This window comes from Marinobacter sp. MA, assembly GCF_048298425.1.
Classification (GTDB): Bacteria; Pseudomonadota; Gammaproteobacteria; order Pseudomonadales; family Oleiphilaceae; genus Marinobacter; species Marinobacter salsuginis.
Window position 1 is genome coordinate 2,709,729 of record NZ_CP103058.1, and the last position, 15,591, is coordinate 2,725,319.

At 55.8% G+C, this 15,591-nt stretch carries 15 protein-coding genes; 8 read left to right on the forward strand and 7 right to left on the reverse strand.

The features are described 5' to 3' along the window. Window positions 1–19: 19 nt before the first annotated feature. On the reverse strand, window positions 20–1,504 hold the full coding sequence (gltX, locus tag NUW46_RS12540; RefSeq protein WP_418140234.1) for a glutamate--tRNA ligase: 1,485 nt from the start codon (window positions 1,502–1,504) through the stop codon (window positions 20–22). A 187-nt stretch (window positions 1,505–1,691) separates the two neighbouring features. On the opposite strand from gltX, the gene NUW46_RS12545 reads away from it, so the two are divergent. Then, entirely contained in the window at window positions 1,692–2,690 is a 999-nt protein-coding gene (locus NUW46_RS12545) for a zinc ABC transporter substrate-binding protein (RefSeq protein ID WP_153637509.1), read from the forward strand. Here NUW46_RS12545 and NUW46_RS12550 read toward each other — a convergent pair. Both NUW46_RS12550 and NUW46_RS12555 read right to left on the reverse strand, forming a co-directional pair. Then, the gene (locus NUW46_RS12550; RefSeq protein WP_418140235.1) at window positions 2,667–3,581 is read right to left on the reverse strand and encodes an AEC family transporter; all 915 of its coding nucleotides are present in this window, start codon (window positions 3,579–3,581) and stop codon (window positions 2,667–2,669) included. The genes NUW46_RS12545 and NUW46_RS12550 overlap by 24 nt on opposite strands. Window positions 3,582–3,583: 2 nt before the next feature. Then, window positions 3,584–4,357, reverse strand: coding sequence for an SDR family oxidoreductase (locus NUW46_RS12555; RefSeq protein ID WP_418140236.1), 774 nt, complete (start codon window positions 4,355–4,357; stop codon window positions 3,584–3,586). 1,518 nt (window positions 4,358–5,875) lie between these two features. On the opposite strand from NUW46_RS12555, the gene NUW46_RS12560 reads away from it, so the two are divergent. From NUW46_RS12560 to NUW46_RS12590, 7 genes are all read left to right on the forward strand, one after another. Further along, entirely contained in the window at window positions 5,876–6,220 is a 345-nt protein-coding gene (locus NUW46_RS12560) for an STAS-like domain-containing protein (protein ID WP_418140237.1), read from the forward strand. Next, window positions 6,210–6,686: a hypothetical protein gene (locus NUW46_RS12565; protein WP_418140238.1), complete on the forward strand. Its 477-nt coding sequence runs from the start codon at window positions 6,210–6,212 to the stop codon at window positions 6,684–6,686. Before NUW46_RS12560 ends, NUW46_RS12565 begins: the two co-directional genes overlap by 11 nt. A gap of 330 nt (window positions 6,687–7,016) precedes the next feature. Continuing rightward, window positions 7,017–7,979 (forward strand): tRNA dihydrouridine(20/20a) synthase DusA, encoded by a 963-nt coding sequence (gene dusA, locus NUW46_RS12570; protein ID WP_418140239.1) that lies wholly within the window; start codon window positions 7,017–7,019, stop codon window positions 7,977–7,979. A gap of 127 nt (window positions 7,980–8,106) precedes the next feature. Further along, window positions 8,107–9,072: a transaldolase gene (tal, locus tag NUW46_RS12575; RefSeq protein WP_222464826.1), complete on the forward strand. Its 966-nt coding sequence runs from the start codon at window positions 8,107–8,109 to the stop codon at window positions 9,070–9,072. 42 nt (window positions 9,073–9,114) lie between these two features. Continuing rightward, a complete protein-coding gene (locus NUW46_RS12580) occupies window positions 9,115–9,564 on the forward strand; it encodes a TerB family tellurite resistance protein (protein WP_305967312.1) in 450 nt (149 codons plus the stop codon). An 11-nt stretch (window positions 9,565–9,575) separates the two neighbouring features. Next, on the forward strand, window positions 9,576–10,703 hold the full coding sequence (locus tag NUW46_RS12585; protein WP_418140240.1) for a 3-deoxy-7-phosphoheptulonate synthase: 1,128 nt from the start codon (window positions 9,576–9,578) through the stop codon (window positions 10,701–10,703). Then, on the forward strand, window positions 10,700–11,494 hold the full coding sequence (locus NUW46_RS12590) for a glycerophosphodiester phosphodiesterase (protein WP_136629788.1): 795 nt from the start codon (window positions 10,700–10,702) through the stop codon (window positions 11,492–11,494). Before NUW46_RS12585 ends, NUW46_RS12590 begins: the two co-directional genes overlap by 4 nt. A 71-nt stretch (window positions 11,495–11,565) precedes the next feature. Here the strand turns inward: NUW46_RS12590 and sthA are convergent, their stop codons facing one another. From sthA to nqrF, 4 genes are read right to left on the reverse strand one after another with little or no spacing between them, the layout of a single operon-like run. After that, the gene (gene sthA, locus NUW46_RS12595) at window positions 11,566–12,957 is read right to left on the reverse strand and encodes a Si-specific NAD(P)(+) transhydrogenase (RefSeq protein ID WP_136629789.1); all 1,392 of its coding nucleotides are present in this window, start codon (window positions 12,955–12,957) and stop codon (window positions 11,566–11,568) included. A 58-nt stretch (window positions 12,958–13,015) separates the two neighbouring features. Then, window positions 13,016–13,264 (reverse strand): (Na+)-NQR maturation NqrM, encoded by a 249-nt coding sequence (gene nqrM / locus NUW46_RS12600; protein WP_153633576.1) that lies wholly within the window; start codon window positions 13,262–13,264, stop codon window positions 13,016–13,018. A gap of 12 nt (window positions 13,265–13,276) precedes the next feature. Continuing rightward, entirely contained in the window at window positions 13,277–14,326 is a 1,050-nt protein-coding gene (locus tag NUW46_RS12605) for an FAD:protein FMN transferase (RefSeq protein WP_418140241.1), read from the reverse strand. Window positions 14,327–14,335: 9 nt separating this feature from the next. After that, window positions 14,336–15,562 carry an NADH:ubiquinone reductase (Na(+)-transporting) subunit F gene (gene nqrF, locus NUW46_RS12610; protein WP_136629792.1) on the reverse strand — a complete coding sequence of 409 codons (1,227 nt, stop codon included), beginning with the start codon at window positions 15,560–15,562 and terminating at the stop codon, window positions 14,336–14,338. Window positions 15,563–15,591: the final 29 nt, after the last annotated feature.

Below are 15,591 nucleotides of genomic sequence, written 5' to 3' on the forward strand. Positions count from 1 at the left end.
TATTAATTCACCAAAGCGGTCAATGAATACCCAGAGCCGCGTATTCCTTTTCCACTTTCTTTGTTTCTTTCTTGGAAAAGCCACCCATAACTTCCAGCGCATGCCGAAGCCTTGAACGGGTCATGTCCGGGCCCAGAAGCGCCATGGAATCCATCACGGACCAGGAGTTCGGCGTACCAGCCACCGCCACAAAGATAGAGAACATGAAATCACCCATCTTCAGCTCCATGGCCTTGGCCAGGGCCTTGATGTCCGCGAAGATGGTTTCCTTGCTCCAATGGCGCTGGGCTTCAAGCTTCCACAATGTAAACTGCAGAACCCGCTTGATCTGAGCTTCCTCCAGTTTGTTGTGGGCAAAGTCTTCCGGCTTCAGGTTGAGCATACCGGAGAACATGAACTGAGCCATGGGCGCCACATCCGAAAACACCTCTGCCCTGCCCTTGATGTGGGGCACCAGAGCACGCAGGGCATCCTCGTTGAACCACCACTGGCGCATGCGCTCCATGAACTGCTCTTCGGTCAGCTCTTCACGCAGCCACTGGCCGTTCAGCCAGCGAAGTTTCTCCACATCGAACACCGGGCCACCAAGGGAAACACGCTGGATGTCGAAATTCTCGATCATCTCGTCCAGGGTGAACTTTTCCCGCTCGTCCGGCATTGACCAGCCCATACGCCCCAGGTAATTGGTCACAGCCTCCGGCAGAAAACCCATGCGCTCATAGAAGTTGATGCTGGTGGGGTTCTTGCGTTTGGACAGCTTGCTCTTGTCCGGATTACGCAGCAGCGGCAGGTGACAGAGCACCGGCATCTCCCAGCCAAAATACTGATACAGCAGCTTGTGCTTCGGCGCAGAGTTGATCCACTCCTCGCCCCGCAAAACATGGGTGATTTCCATCAGGTGATCATCAACCACATTCGCCAGGTGATAGGTGGGCATGCCATCGGACTTGAGCAGAATCTGGCAGTCCACCTGAGCCCAGTCGATCTCAATGGTGCCCCGAAGCATGTCGTCGATCTCGCAGACGCCCTCATCGGGCACTTTCATGCGAATCACATATGGCTCGCCTGCATCAAGGCGGCGCTTCACTTCATCCTCAGGCAACTCCAGATCGCCCTTGATGCCCGGATTCAGCCCCTGGGCCTTGCGCTCTTCCCGAATGGCTTCAAGCTCTTCCGGTGTGCGGAAGCAGTAAAACGCGTGCCCGGCCGTGACCAGGTCCTCGGCATACCGGCGGTAGGAGTGCTTGCGCTCGGACTGGCGATAGGGGCCGTGAGGACCACCGACATCGGGGCCTTCGTCCCAGTTCAGACCAAGCCAGCGAAGCGCCTTTAGAATGTCCTGCTCGGACTCCGCAGTACTGCGGGCCTGGTCAGTATCTTCGATACGCAGGATGAACTGCCCGCCGTGCTGACGGGCAAAACACAGGTTGAACAGGGCCACGTAGGCGGTACCAACGTGAGGGTCACCAGTGGGTGACGGAGCAATTCGGGTACGTACAGTCATGAAACCTTCCTGAAAAATCGGTGGCCGTTTTGTAAGGCGGGCATTATACCGGCCATCGTCGGGTTTCGCATGATCAGCAAGTTAACAGGCGCACCCTGGACTGCCAGTAGAAAGTTTCTTTTGCCGACCCCACACCAATTTGTTACATTATAACATTACACAATGGCATTGCAGGATCTCATCTATCATGCGCGTTCCCGGAAAAGCACTTTCTCTGGCACTCGGTGCCGGCACCCTTTTGATCAGCGGCGCACTTCAAGCCGAGACCCGTATCGTTACCTCCATCAAACCGGTTGAACTGATTGTCAGCGCCATCGCAACGGACGACATGCAGACGACCACCCTGGTTCCACCTGGCTCCAGCCCCCACAACTACACCATGAAGCCATCCCAGCGTCGGGCACTGGAAAACGCCGACGTGATTTTCTGGGTCGGGCCCGACATGGAAACCTTCCTTAATCGCCTCCTGGCCGGGCAGGAATTCAGTGGTCGAACGGTCGCGCTCATGGATGCCGAAGACGAACCCGCAGAAGTTACCCACGATGAACACGCCCACGACGACCACGCGGACGATCACCATGGCCATGCTCATGAAGAGCAGACCAGGGAGGAAGAGCACCACAACGAGGGACATGGACTCGGCCATGATCACGGAGACGGCGAAGACCCGCACATCTGGCTGGATCCCGAACTGGCCATCGAAATGGCCGGGACGGTCCGCGATGCTCTCTCAAAACTGGAAGGTGTTGACGCTGGCGCGTTAAACGAGAATTTCGAGCTGTTCAAAGCCAGCGTTCGAGAAACCGATGCCAATATTCGCGACCGCCTTGCACCGGCCCACGACATCAGCCTGTTCGCCTATCACGACGCCTTTACCCGGTTTGCCGAACACTATGAACTAAAACTCGAGGGCGTTCTGACCCTGAACCCGGAGCTGTCGCCGGGGGCACGGCATATCGCGGAGGTGCAGGAAAAACTACGCAACGCCAACCACCCATGCCTGCTGACCGAACCGCAGTTCAACCGGCAGTGGTGGCGTTCGATCACGGAGAATTTGAACGTCACCTTCAGCACCTGGGACCCCCTTGCAACCGATATCGAGGCAACGGCCCAGGGCTACAACAACTTCCAGCACAGCATTGTCGACGCGGTACTCAACTGCCTACCAGAGGATACTGAGCATTAACGGAATGGTGACGATGGCCAGCAAGGTCTGGCCACTGATGATGCCCGCCATCAAGGGGGCATCACCACCCAGTTGCCGCGCCAGGATGTAGGCAGAGGTGGCCGTGGGGAGCGCTGCCAACAGAACCGCCACCTGCACCAGCATTCCTTCGAGCCCCAGCAACATTGCCAGTCCGGCGGTCATCATCGGAAACCCGATCAGCTTCAACGTAGACGCGACAATAAATGGCAGGGACGCACCTCGCAGGGCTTTCAATTGAAGCCCGGCACCGACCGTCATCAGCCCCATCGGCAACGCCAGGTTACTGAGCGGCTCGAGAATGCCGCCGATCAGCGGATGGAATCCGATTTCGAAAAAACTCCAGACCACGCCAATCACCGAGCCTACGATCAGAGGATTGGTCACAATCGCCTTGAACACCGGCACCAGCCTCACCGGCCCTTCCGTGGCCACCAGCGAGAACATCAGTATGCAGAGCAGGTTGAGCAACGGCACCATGATGGCCACGGCAATTGCCGTCAGCGACAGCCCTTGATCCCCCAGCAGCATGCCACCCGCGGCCAGACCCACGTAGGAATTGAACCGGATTGCCCCCTGGTAAACCGACGAGAAGACCGGACCGGACCAGCGCCAGAACCATTGGGCAAATGCCAGAACCAACGTCATCGCGATCAGCATGGCCCCGATCAGCAAGGCAATATCGCCATAGGCGGAAGCCGGCAACCGCGCCTGCCCCAGCTTGAAAACAAGCATGGCCGGGAACAGCACGTAGTAGGTAAAGCGCTCCGCCTGCGGCCAGAAATCGCCACCGGGAAAATCAATACGCCGGAACACATGCCCGAGCATGATCAGGACAAATACGGGCAGCAGGGCCTGCACCATCAGAGGCATATCTATGAGCTCCGCCGCAGTTTTTTCATCACAGCACGGGTCACTGCCGTGGGTGCCGAGCGGGCAATTGGCCATAGGATCTTGAACTGACCGGAAACCGCCCTGTGAAGTTGAGGCGAAGCGACCTGCTTCCAGACCTCGGCGGCAACTTCAGACGGCGCCAGATTAACGCCCAGGCTATCAAACAAACGCGACCCTCCGACGTTGGCCTGAACCATCGCCGTGTTCACAAAGGGGGGCATCAGATCGCAGACGCGAATGCCATGAGCTTGCCATTCGATATCGAGGGCCTCGGTCATGGCTCTCACCGCGTGCTTGCTGGCGGAATAGGAGGCGAAATCCGGTGTACCATAAGCCGCTGAAGCAGAACTCATGTTCACAACCACTGCACCGGAGGCAGCCTTGAGGTAGGGAAAAGCTGCGTACAGAACATTCATCAGGCCAATCACATTGATTTCAACGATCGCGCGATGGTCTTGAATGGCGATGCTTTCAAACGGACCTACTCTCAAAATGCCGGCGTTGTTGTGCAGCGCGTCAATGGTCCCCCCGGTTAATTCTGCGAATTCTGACAGGGCCTCAGCGACCGCCTTTTCGTCGGTCACATCGACGACATGAGTGGAGCACACTTCCTCACCCAGTTCGGCCTGCAGACGCTGGAGTGCTCTCTGATCACAGTCTGCTGCACCGACAATCCAGCCTTTTGAAGCGAACAGGCGTGCTGTTTCCAGGCCAATACCGGCACCTGCGCCGGTGATGAAAATGGATTTGGTCAAGGTTTCTTTCCTTTATCTTTTCATTGCCGAACAAAGGATTGGCAGTTTCCCATGGGTTATATGGTCTGTTCCACGACAAGATGTAATAGCTATTGAATATATGAGCCCAACGCGCAACGTTTTTAGAGACCTCAATCGCCACTCTCGCCGGCTTATCCTTTGAGGCATGGGGTAACTTGGGCATTTCGCCAAAGCCCTACGGAAATCTGCTGGGCAACCCTGTTAAACTAGGGCCCAAACAGCAACGTAATGATTAGCTGCACCAGCCAATCAGTCGATCAGGTAACCGCAATGCCAGCAATACCATCACAAGCCGCCGCAATGACCGAACCGGGCCTCTCCCGCCGCTTCTGCGTGGCCTCGATGATGGATAGAATCCACAAAGAACGTCAGGTCAGGTAGGACAAGGGTTAGACGGGAGGCGAAGCGTGGATGGTACACTAATGGTACAGCGTGAAATTACCCTTTGATCTAGTTCGTTGTAGTATGTTCAAGCTCTTACCAGTCTCGAACAAGTGTTAACATGAGCTTAAAACAATGAGGGGTAGTTATCGGCTTCCTACCAACCCATATATTCCTCTAGAGTTCCAGACATTCCACAAACAGCAATCCAAGGAGTAGGGTTGGCACGATCTCAACGACACGTGATCACTGCACCTCAGAACCTCTGTATATACAGCGATCTTTACTCAAATGATTTCGTTGTGTTTACGTCCGAGTTGGCTGCGCAGACAATCGTGCAAGGCAAGCGCGTCAAAGTGGACCTAGCCAGAGTCAGCAATATAACTGCGGCAGCCTGTGTGATGCTTTTTGCGGAAACCACTCGGGCACAACTGGTCACCAAGGATCCGGGTATAATCGAGTTTAGCCTTCCACAAGAGCCAGAAACACGAAAAACTTTAATTCGGTCGGGCTTGTGGGCGGCGATCAGGCCTGGTTCCGTCGGAAAATTGGACAATCTTTGGGAAAGAAGATCTCCTTTCGCATCTGGAACAGAGCCCCAAAAACATTTGGAGTCAACGCTGGAGACAGTCAGGGCCCTCTACCCTACAGGTCTACCTCAGCGCTTTGACAGCGCGATCTCTGAAGCAATGTTGAACGTATATCATCATGCCTACGAGGGCCTGTCCCCCGAGGGTGCCGAATCGGGGATAGGAAGGAGGTGGTGGCAGTACACCAACTTGAGACCCCAAAGAGCCAGCTTTATCATCTACGACTTAGGACTGGGCATTCCGCGCACCTGCAGGATTAATGGTTTACGTCACTTTCACGACGGAGAGCTTATTAAGGAAGCAATGCAGGAGGGTTTCTCAACACGCAAAGCAAAAGGAGGGCGTGGGATGGGCTGCTTGGATCTCCAAAGACCTGTAACCTCCAATGCTGTCGAACAACTTGCCATCTTCAGCAACCAAGGCATATATTGGTTCAAGGAGGGTGGCGAAGTCGAATTGCAGCATAGAAGCGCTAGCATACCGGGCACCATCCTAGAGTGGAGCATCAGGCTCCCGGAGGACACAAATGACAGCTAGTAAACAAGCCACTGTGGTAATTAATATCGGCAGAGATTACTCCCCCATTCCCTTTGGGAGATATCGCAGTGATGGGAAATATAGTGCAGAGAAATTTCGCGATGACATTTTGATTCCTGCGATGCGAAACAACAAGCTTGTTATCATCGAACTTGATGACGTGCGCATGAGTTATGGATCCTCTTTTCTAGAGGAAACATTTGGCGGACTCATCAGGAGGGGCTTCTCATCGAGAGAGATTCTAGAAAAGATCGAAATTAGAACTGAACTGTCGGACTATCGCACAGAGATTCAGAACTATATATCTCGCGCGGAGCAAGCAGTTGCCCACTGAAATTACTCCAACCGATTTCACATGGACCCCACACATTTTCTCCGCCTTGATGATCATATTAGGGTGGAGCGTAATATATAGAAATGCTAAGAAAATTTCTTCACGCAACGAAACCTTCACTATCATAAATCGCGTTGCAGACCATCTGAGGTCGATCGAAGAAAAAACCGTAGAATTTTACAGTCACGGGCATGAAAAACAGCATCCCGCCCTTTGGTACTCTGATATTGCGCTTCACATTGAATCAATCAGAGAACACATAACCCTTCTGAAGAGTAGGAAAATCGATCCTGGATTAAATCATTTAGCCAACCTTCGCGAACATACCTCTCTGCGATGTGAAGAGGCGGGAACAATGGATCAAGAGAGTAAAATTCTCATGTTTCAGGATCTAAAGGCTGCAAGCTCCCGTTTACTCGATACCCTGCACAAGAAATTTGAGCAAAGACATCCGTTCCTGAACTAGGAATTAGATTCAGTGACAATTTATTCAGCCCACCCCGGACTTGCACAACTCAGATTCCTGTCGGAGCTGTTTGTTCGGGAAACCCCGATGTGTTAACGAACTAAGTACTGTAAGATTTCACTTAGATTCTGATTGCCTTTGGGCGTTGAACCAGACTGATTGACACGGAATAGTTGTTATACCACTGGTGCATTTTTGGTGCAATCTCGAGAAGAGCAGTAAAAAAACTCTCTACATCAAACAGTTACGCCCGACGACTAAGCAACCAATTAAGCCTTCGGCATTTTTAACCAGTTGATTTTTATGCAAAAAAAGTTCTGTGTCGCCCCAATGATGGATTGGACCACCAGCCACTACCGTTATCTGGCGCGCCAGCTCAGCAGACACACTCTACTCTACACTGAGATGGTCACCACCGGAGCGCTGATCCACGGCGACACCGCACGTTTTCTGCGCCACGATGAGGCCGAATACCCATTGGCCCTTCAGCTTGGCGGCAGTGATGCCGGCGAACTGGCGCACTGCGCCAGGCTGGCCCAGCAATACGGGTTTGATGAGGTTAACCTGAACGTCGGTTGCCCCAGCGATCGGGTGCAGAACAACATGATTGGCGCCTGTCTGATGGGCCACCCCGACAAGGTGGCGGAGGGCGTTCGGGCCATGATTGAGGCAACCGACCTGCCGGTCACTGTGAAGCATCGGATCGGTATTGATGGCCGGGAGTCCTGGGACGATCTCTGCGAGTTCGTGGAAAAAGTGTCTGATGCGGGTTGCCGGACGTTTATCGTGCATGCCCGAATCGCGATCCTTGAAGGCCTGAGCCCCAAGGAAAACCGTGAAGTCCCACCGCTCAAATACGATTGGGTATATCGGCTGAAAGCGAAATACCCGCACCTGGAGATCATCATCAACGGCGGTATAAAGACCTTCGATGAATGCCACGAGCACCTGCGGCATACCGACGGCGTGATGCTGGGCCGGGAGGCCTACCACAACCCCTGGCTGCTGGCAGGTGTCGATCCGGAGTTTTTCGGGGAGGCAGCGCCGGTGGAAACCCGGCATCAGGCGCTTCGGGCCATGCTTCCGTTCATCCAGAGCGAACTCGAGCGTGGCGTATACCTCACCCACATGTCCCGACACCTGCTGGGCCTGTTCCACGGCCAGCCCGGTGGCCGGCAGTTCCGTCGCTACATCAGTGAGAACGCCCATAAAACCGGCGCAGGCCTGGAAGTTATCGAGACCGCGCTGGAAAAGGTGCGTGAACCGTCAATGCCGGAGATTGCCGAAGCTTAACCGCAGGCAATTGCCCACATACCTTTTGTTGTCTTGTTCCTGTCAGAGCAGCCCGTTATTGTAGGCGTATAGCCAGCGCCCGGGATTCGGGCGCACCAATAACAGATCAACCGGGACGACAGGACGAATGACCAGCAAGCTCGACCAACTGAAAACCATGACCACGGTAGTGGCGGATACCGGCGATATCGAAGCCATTGCAAAGTGGCGGCCGGAAGATGCCACCACCAACCCATCCCTGCTCCTCAAGGCGGCCGCTTCCGATGCTTATCGTCCCATGTTGGACAAGGCTGTGACGGAAGCCCGCCGGCATGGCGGCTCAGACGCCGAGCAGTTAACCATGGCCACCGATATGCTGGCCGTGCTCGCTGGCCGGGAAATCCTGAACCTGATTCCCGGTGTGGTATCCACCGAGGTCGACGCCCGGTTGTCCTTCGATACCGCCGGCACGCTGGAGCGAGCCCGCCGCCTGGTTGAGCTGTACGACAAACAGGGCGTCGATACCAGCCGCGTGCTGATCAAGATTGCTTCCACCTGGGAAGGTATCCGGGCTGCCGAGCAACTGGAGAAGGAAGGCATTCGCTGCAACCTGACACTCCTGTTTTCCTTCATCCAGGCGGCCGCCTGCGCCCAGGCCGGTGCCTTCCTGATCTCTCCGTTCGTTGGTCGTATTCTGGACTGGCATCTGGCCAACACGGGCCGCGACAGCTACCCGGCGGCGGAAGACCCCGGGGTGCTGTCCGTCTCTCGCATCTACAATTACTACAAAGCCAACGGCTTCAAGACGGTGGTGATGGGCGCGAGCTTCAGAAATACCGGCGAAATCGAGATGCTGGCCGGTTGCGACCGCCTTACCATCAGCCCGGCCCTGCTGCAGGAGTTGCAGGACGACCAGGGCGACCTGCCTCGTCGTCTGGTGGCTGATACCGCCAGCTCACCGGATCAGTTTGGCACCATTGACGAAAGGCTGTTCCGTTGGGAGTCCAACGAGGACGCCATGGCGACCGAAAAGCTGGCCGATGGCATTCGCCGGTTCACAGCCGACCAGATAGAGCTGGAAAACCGGGTTCGGCAGCTCGCCAGGGCCGCCTGAAACCGGGCCTGAAATCAAACACAGAAGTGGGACTGTCCGATCATGATCGAGAGCCTGAAAAAACTCTTTGCGGCACCGGAAGCTGAGAGCGAGAAACCGGATTCTCACCAACTGGCCGTGGCTGCGACCGCTTTGATGGTTCAGGTTTCACGGATCGACCAGCACGAGGACGAACGCGAGCTACAGGCCATTGTCGATGGGGCTGTGAAAGCGCACCAGGTCACCCGGGCTGAAGCAGAGGAAATTCTGCAGGATGCCCTGAGCCACGCAGACGATGCCACATCACTCTATGAATTTACCGGCCAGATCAACGAGCACCTCGACCAGGAAGGCAAGCAGGCCCTGCTTGAAAGTATCTGGCGCGTGGCCTTTGCCGACGGTCGGATCGACAAATACGAAGAACATCTTATTCGCCGCATGGCAGACCTGCTGCATCTTAATCACCGGGAGTTCATGCAGGCGCGGCACCGGGCGCAAGACGCCGGTTCTTGAAAGGAGACAGCATGCTAGCGATTCTTCATCCCAATACCTCCCTGGACAGCGAGGAATACAGGCAGACCATGCACTACCTCGAGAATCTCCCGAACGTCACGGTTCGGGTTCACGAGGTCCAGGGTGCCACCCAGAGGTTGACCGAAATCTATCTGCTTGGGGATACCAAACCCCTGAACAAAGAAGAGATTGAGGCCTTGCCAGCGGTTGAACGGGCGATTCGTATCTCGGAAGACTACCGTATTCTGGGCCGTCACCGGGATGATCGCCGGCAAAGCGGTTTCACCTACAACGGTGTCGAGTTCAACCAGTCCAATCTGAACATTTTTGCCGGCCTTTGCGCGGTCGATGTGCCCGAGCACGTCGAAATGATGATGCAGGCCCTTGAGGACAACGGCGAAGTCTGCACCCGGATGGGCGCCTACAAGCCGCGCACCAACCCCTACTCGTTCCAGGGGCACGGCAAGGGCTGCCTGCCCTGGGTGTTCGAGAAGGCTGGCAAGAACGGTATCAAGGTGATCGCCATGGAGATCACCCACGAGAGCCACATCGAGGAAATCGACACCTGCCTGGAGAAACTGGGCAGACCCACCGGCGTCATGCTGCAGGTCGGTACCCGAAACACCCAGAACTTCGAACTGCTGAAGGCAATCGGCCGCCAGAGCACCTATCCGGTACTCCTCAAGCGCGGCTTCGGGATTACCCTGAACGAATCCCTCAACGCCGCGGAGTACCTCGCCAGCGAGGGCAACGCGAATGTTATTTTCTGCCTGAGAGGCATGAAAACCGAAGCTGGGCAGCCGCATCGGAACATGGTGGATTTTGCCCATGTGCCTGCGGTAAAACGGCTCACCCGTATGCCGGTGTGCGTAGACCCGTCCCACTCGGTTGGCAGTCGCGAACAGTCTCCAGACGGAATTCTGGATGTCATGCACGCCACCGCACAGGGCGTGATAGCGGGCGCCAACATGGTGCTGGTGGACTTCCACCCCAAACCGGAAAAGGCGCTTGTAGATGGGCCCCAGGCGCTTCTCATGCAAGAATTGCCGGCCTACCTGGAAGATATTCGCCTTTGCCATGATACCTGGAAGAAGCGCCAGGCCATTTATCAACGCCTGAAGGATGACGCAGCGGAATGATTGTCTACGGACACAGAGGCGCAAAGGGAGAAGCCCCGGAAAACACCCTCCCGGGATTTGTTCATGCTCATCGGCACGGCATCCGGCATTTCGAGCTGGATCTGGTGCTTTCAAAGGACGGCAAGCCGGTTCTTGTGCATGACCTTTCGGTAGACCGCACCACCAGTCAGAAAGGCAGCATCAGCCAGTACACAGCGGCCGAACTTGCAGCCATGGACGCTCGTCGTAACACCAGCTCCTGGCCAAAACCTACAGGGATCCCCGCCCTGGAAGACCTTCTCGACCAGTTCGACGACATCGAACACCTGCAACTGGAGGTCAAGAAGGATACGCGTCAGCGGCTCAACATCCTGAGCAATCGGCTGACCGAGGTGATCCAGCGTCGCAACCTTTACCAGACGGTGGCGATAACCTCGTCAGATACCTGGTTCCTGAAACAGATCCGGAGGCGGAACACCAACATCCGCATCGGCCTCGTAGCGGAACGAAAGTTTCCACGGCCACTGAGCATGGCAAACCGGCTTGGCTGTGACTACCTCTGCATCAATTGGAAGCTGTGCTCTAAAATGCTGGTTGAACAGGCCCACCGCAGGGGTATGCATGTGTCCACCTGGACAGTGAACCGGATTCACGACATGTTGCAACTGGAAGCGATGGGGGTGGACAGCATCATCACCGATTATCCAACAAGCACGCGCATGTTTTTCGATAATCGCGCCAGATCGGCGCTGTCGCTCCCCCAGAGTCAGGACGGAGTTACCCCGAACCAGGAGGCCGTCTCGGCGGGTTGAGAGCAAAAATTGAATCAAAAGAAAACGGGGTCGGAGGAATGCTTTCCCCGGACCCCGTTTTCTATAGCAGCCTAGAAAATTCGATTCAGGCCATTCAATGCGGCAACCCGGTAGGCTTCCGCCATGGTCGGGTAATTGAACGTGGTATTGATGAAGTAGTTCAGAGAGTTGGCCTCTCCTTCCTGATTCATGATCGCCTGGCCGATGTGAACGATTTCTGCGGCCTGGTCACCGAAACAGTGGATACCCAGAATCTGGCGGGTCTCCCGGTGGAACAGGATTTTCAGCATGCCTACCGCTTCTCCGGTAATCTGCGCGCGGGCCAGATCCTTGAAGAACGCCTGTCCAACCTCGTAAGGCACCTTGGCTTCAGTCAGTTCACGCTCGGTTTTCCCCACGGAACTGATTTCCGGAATGGTGTAGATCCCGGTCGGCACATCGGACACAAAGCGGAAGTACTCGTCATCAACAATGTCTGAAGACGCCGAACGGCCCTGGTCATAAGCCGCGCTTGCCAGACTCGGCCAGCCGATCACATCACCCGCCGCGTAGATATTCTCCACCTCGGTGCGGTAGTGCTCATCAACCGCCAGTTGACCCCGACCGTTGGGCACCAGGCCGATGTTCTCCAGCCCAAGCTTCTCGGTGTTGCCACTGCGCCCGTTGCACCAGAGGAATGCATCCGCACGGATTTTCTTGCCGGACTGCAGCGACAGCACTACGCCGTGGTCATCACCCACAACCGACTCGTACTGCTCGTTGTGGCGCACCAGAACGCCGTTATTGCGCAGGTGGTAACTCAGGGCGTCGGAAATTTCGTCATCCAGGAACGACAACAGCCGGCTACCCGGGTTGATCAGGTCCACCTTCACGCCCAACCCTGCAAAAATCGACGCATATTCTGAGCCGATAACGCCAGCGCCATAGATAATCAGGGTTCTGGGGGTATGGGACAGGTTCAGGATGGTGTCCGAGTTGTAGATACGGTGGTGACGGAAATCCACATCTGGCGGCAGATAGGGCCTGGACCCTGTGGCGATAATCGCCTGCTTGAAGTGAAGGGTCTCGGAGGACTTGCTGCCACGGACCTCAATACGGTTCTGGTCGATGAAAAAAGCCCGCCCGTTGATCAGATCCACCCGGTTGCGGGAATAGAACTGGGTTCGGAGCTTGACCTGCTTGCCAATGACCTTCTGGGCGTTCTGAAGTACCCGGGGGAAGGAGAACCAGCGGGGCTCCCCGATATCCCGGAACATCTGATTGGTGTTGAAGGTGATGATCTGTTTGACGGAGTGGCGCAGCGCCTTGGAAGGGATGGTGCCCCAGTGAGTGCAGTTCCCGCCGACGGTAGGCTTGTCCTCGATGATCGCGACACGTTTGCCATGTTTCGTCGCATTCATCGCCGCGCCTTCGCCGGACGGGCCGGCGCCGATAACGACGACGTCGTAATGATGTTCTGCCATGCGCGCAGTGACTCCTTATCTACGTCGTGAAAAGTTGATTGTAATTATCAGAAACAGATCAGTGCTTGCTGGTATTGCTGGCGTCGTAAGCCAAAGCCTCGGGCTCTTTGCCCTCGTTGGCCAATCGCTCATTTTCTTCTTCGCATTTCTGGGTGTTGCCGCCGCAAATATCACAGGACTGGCTGATACCGAGCGCGCCAATCCCGCCGCAGGTTCCACTGATGGGCTTGCGGCCCAGAATTACGCCGATGGACATGGCTGCAACCAGCAGCACTACAATAAACAGAACCAAAAGAAAGGTACCCATATTGCCCTCCCCTCATTGAGTCACGTAGGACGAAAAAGCCGGCGTCTGGTGTGTCTCGAAGCCCTCTTCCGTCCTGACAATAAAATAGGCCGGGATGTTTTCCCTCACCGCAAGCTCATTGGCCTGCTCATAGCCCATCACGTTAAAGCCGGTCGCAAGGGCGTCCGCTGTCATACAGTCGTCTGCGATAACGGTTACCGACGCCAGCCTGTGCGCAATCGGTTTACCGGTTTCAGGGTCTATTGTATGGGAATAGCGACGCCCTTCCGATTCGTAATAGTTACGATAGTCACCCGATGTTGCCATAGCACGCGATTCCAGCGCCACAACCCGGTTCACCTCGCGCCCCTCAGACACCGGTTGCTCGATGGCCAGTCGCCAGGTGCTGCCATCCGGTTTGCGGCCGTTTACCCGAACCTCGCCGCCAATTTCCACCAGATAAGCCTCGATACCCTCGTTTTCCAGGAAACGGGCTACCGCATCCACTCCGTAGCCCTTGGCAATCGCCGAAAGATCCACGTATTGCGGTGGTGTCGCGCGCACAGCGGGCGGATCTGCCCGCAGTTCAAGTTTTTCGTAGCCAGTGGCGGCAAGAGCCATGGCAAGCGACTCTTCCGACGGCACCTGCTCCGGCCTTGCCTGGGGCCCGAAACCCCATAGATTCACAACCGGACCGATGGTTACGTCAAAAGCGCCGCCAGTCATTGAGGAGATCTCCCGGGCTTTCTGGAGCACCTCAAACAACCCGGCTGAAACGGGAACCCATTCGGATTGATCGTTCCGTTGGTTGAAAAGGGACAGCTCAGAATCATCGCGCCAGGTCGACATTGATGCATCGACGTCTTCAAGCACCTCATCGATGCCACTGGCCAGAGTTTCGAGCTTCTCCGGATCCTCGGTCAATACGACATTGATGTGGTAGCTGGTGCCGAACACGGGGCCGGAGATTTCCCAGATTTTTTCTTCTGGCTGAAACGAACAACCCGCCAGAACGGCAAAGACCAGCGCTGTGAAAGCGCTGGCCAGGGCCACCCTGGCGGGTCGTACCATGCGGGATGTCATCAGGACTGCTTAGCCTCCAAAGTCATCCAGCATGATGTTTTCATCCTCAACACCAAGATCCTTGAGCATCTTGATGCAGGAAGCGTTCATGATTGGGGGCCCACACATGTAGTACTCACAGTCTTCCGGAGCCGGGTGGTCCTTCAGATAGTTTTCGTACAACACGTTATGGATAAAGCCAGTCGGCCCTTCCCAGTTGTCCTCGGGCAGCGCATCGGACAGCGCAACGTGCCACTCGAAGTTTTCGTTCTCTTCCTGCAGACCGTCGAAATCTTCCACGTAGAACATCTCGCGGACGCTCCGAGCGCCATACCAGAAGCTGATCTTGCGCTTGGAGTTCAGGCGTTTGAGCTGATCGAAGATATGAGAACGCATGGGCGCCATACCGGCACCGCCGCCGATGAACACCATTTCAGCATCGGTCTTCTTGGCGAAGAACTCACCGAACGGCCCCATCACGGTTACCTTGTCACCCGGCTTCAGGTTGAAGACGTAGCTGGACATAATGCCCGGCGGGTGATCGGTGCCCGGAGGCGGCGTGGCGATACGAATGTTGAACTTGAGAACACCCTTCTCTTCCGGGTAGTTCGCCATGGAATAGGCCCGGATGGTCTCTTCCTTGTTAATCGCCTTGTAACGCCAGATGTTGTGCTTGTCCCAGTCTTCGTGGAACTCTTCCTCGATATCGAAATCCTTGAAGTCGATCTCGTAGGGAGGGCACTCGAGCTGAACATAACCGCCGGCCCGGAAGTCCACTTCCTCGCCTTCGGGCAGCTTGAGCACCAGCTCCTTGATGAAGGTGGCCACGTTGTGGTTGGAGATAACCTCGCATTCCCACTTCTTGACGCCGAAGAACTCTTCCGGCACTTCCACCTTCATGTCCTGTTTCACAGGAACCTGGCAGGACAAACGCCAGCCTTCTTTCTCTTCACGGTTGGTGAAGTGGGTCTTCTCCGTTGGCAGCATGGCACCGCCGCCTTCCAGCACCTTGCATTTGCACTGTGCGCAGGTACCACCGCCGCCACAGGCAGAGGACAGGAAAATACCGCTGTTTGCCAGGGTACCGAGCAGCTTGCCGCCGGCTTCGGTCTTCAGCGTGTGTTCAGGATCATCGTTGATCTCAATGGTCACGTCACCGGTGCTTACCAGCCTGGACCGGGCCGCAAGAATCACTGCGACCAGGGCCAGAACGATAACGGTGAACATGACCACGCCGAGAATAATTTCTGTATTCATGGTCTCGCCTTTTCGTTAAACCGAATCAC

Coding starts and splice junctions, on each gene's coding strand:
- tal (WP_222464826.1), top strand. CDS start 8,107: ATGACCAGCAAGCTCGACCAACTGAAAACCATGACCACGGTAGTGGCG.
- dusA (WP_418140239.1), top strand. CDS start 7,017: ATGATGGATTGGACCACCAGCCACTACCGTTATCTGGCGCGCCAGCTC.
- NUW46_RS12550 (WP_418140235.1), bottom strand. CDS start 3,581: ATGCCTCTGATGGTGCAGGCCCTGCTGCCCGTATTTGTCCTGATCATG.
- nqrM (WP_153633576.1), bottom strand. CDS start 13,264: ATGGGTACCTTTCTTTTGGTTCTGTTTATTGTAGTGCTGCTGGTTGCA.
- NUW46_RS12545 (WP_153637509.1), top strand. CDS start 1,692: ATGCGCGTTCCCGGAAAAGCACTTTCTCTGGCACTCGGTGCCGGCACC.
- NUW46_RS12580 (WP_305967312.1), top strand. CDS start 9,115: ATGATCGAGAGCCTGAAAAAACTCTTTGCGGCACCGGAAGCTGAGAGC.
- NUW46_RS12605 (WP_418140241.1), bottom strand. CDS start 14,326: ATGACATCCCGCATGGTACGACCCGCCAGGGTGGCCCTGGCCAGCGCT.
- nqrF (WP_136629792.1), bottom strand. CDS start 15,562: ATGAATACAGAAATTATTCTCGGCGTGGTCATGTTCACCGTTATCGTT.
- NUW46_RS12590 (WP_136629788.1), top strand. CDS start 10,700: ATGATTGTCTACGGACACAGAGGCGCAAAGGGAGAAGCCCCGGAAAAC.
- NUW46_RS12560 (WP_418140237.1), top strand. CDS start 5,876: ATGACAGCTAGTAAACAAGCCACTGTGGTAATTAATATCGGCAGAGAT.
- NUW46_RS12585 (WP_418140240.1), top strand. CDS start 9,576: ATGCTAGCGATTCTTCATCCCAATACCTCCCTGGACAGCGAGGAATAC.
- gltX (WP_418140234.1), bottom strand. CDS start 1,504: ATGACTGTACGTACCCGAATTGCTCCGTCACCCACTGGTGACCCTCAC.
- sthA (WP_136629789.1), bottom strand. CDS start 12,957: ATGGCAGAACATCATTACGACGTCGTCGTTATCGGCGCCGGCCCGTCC.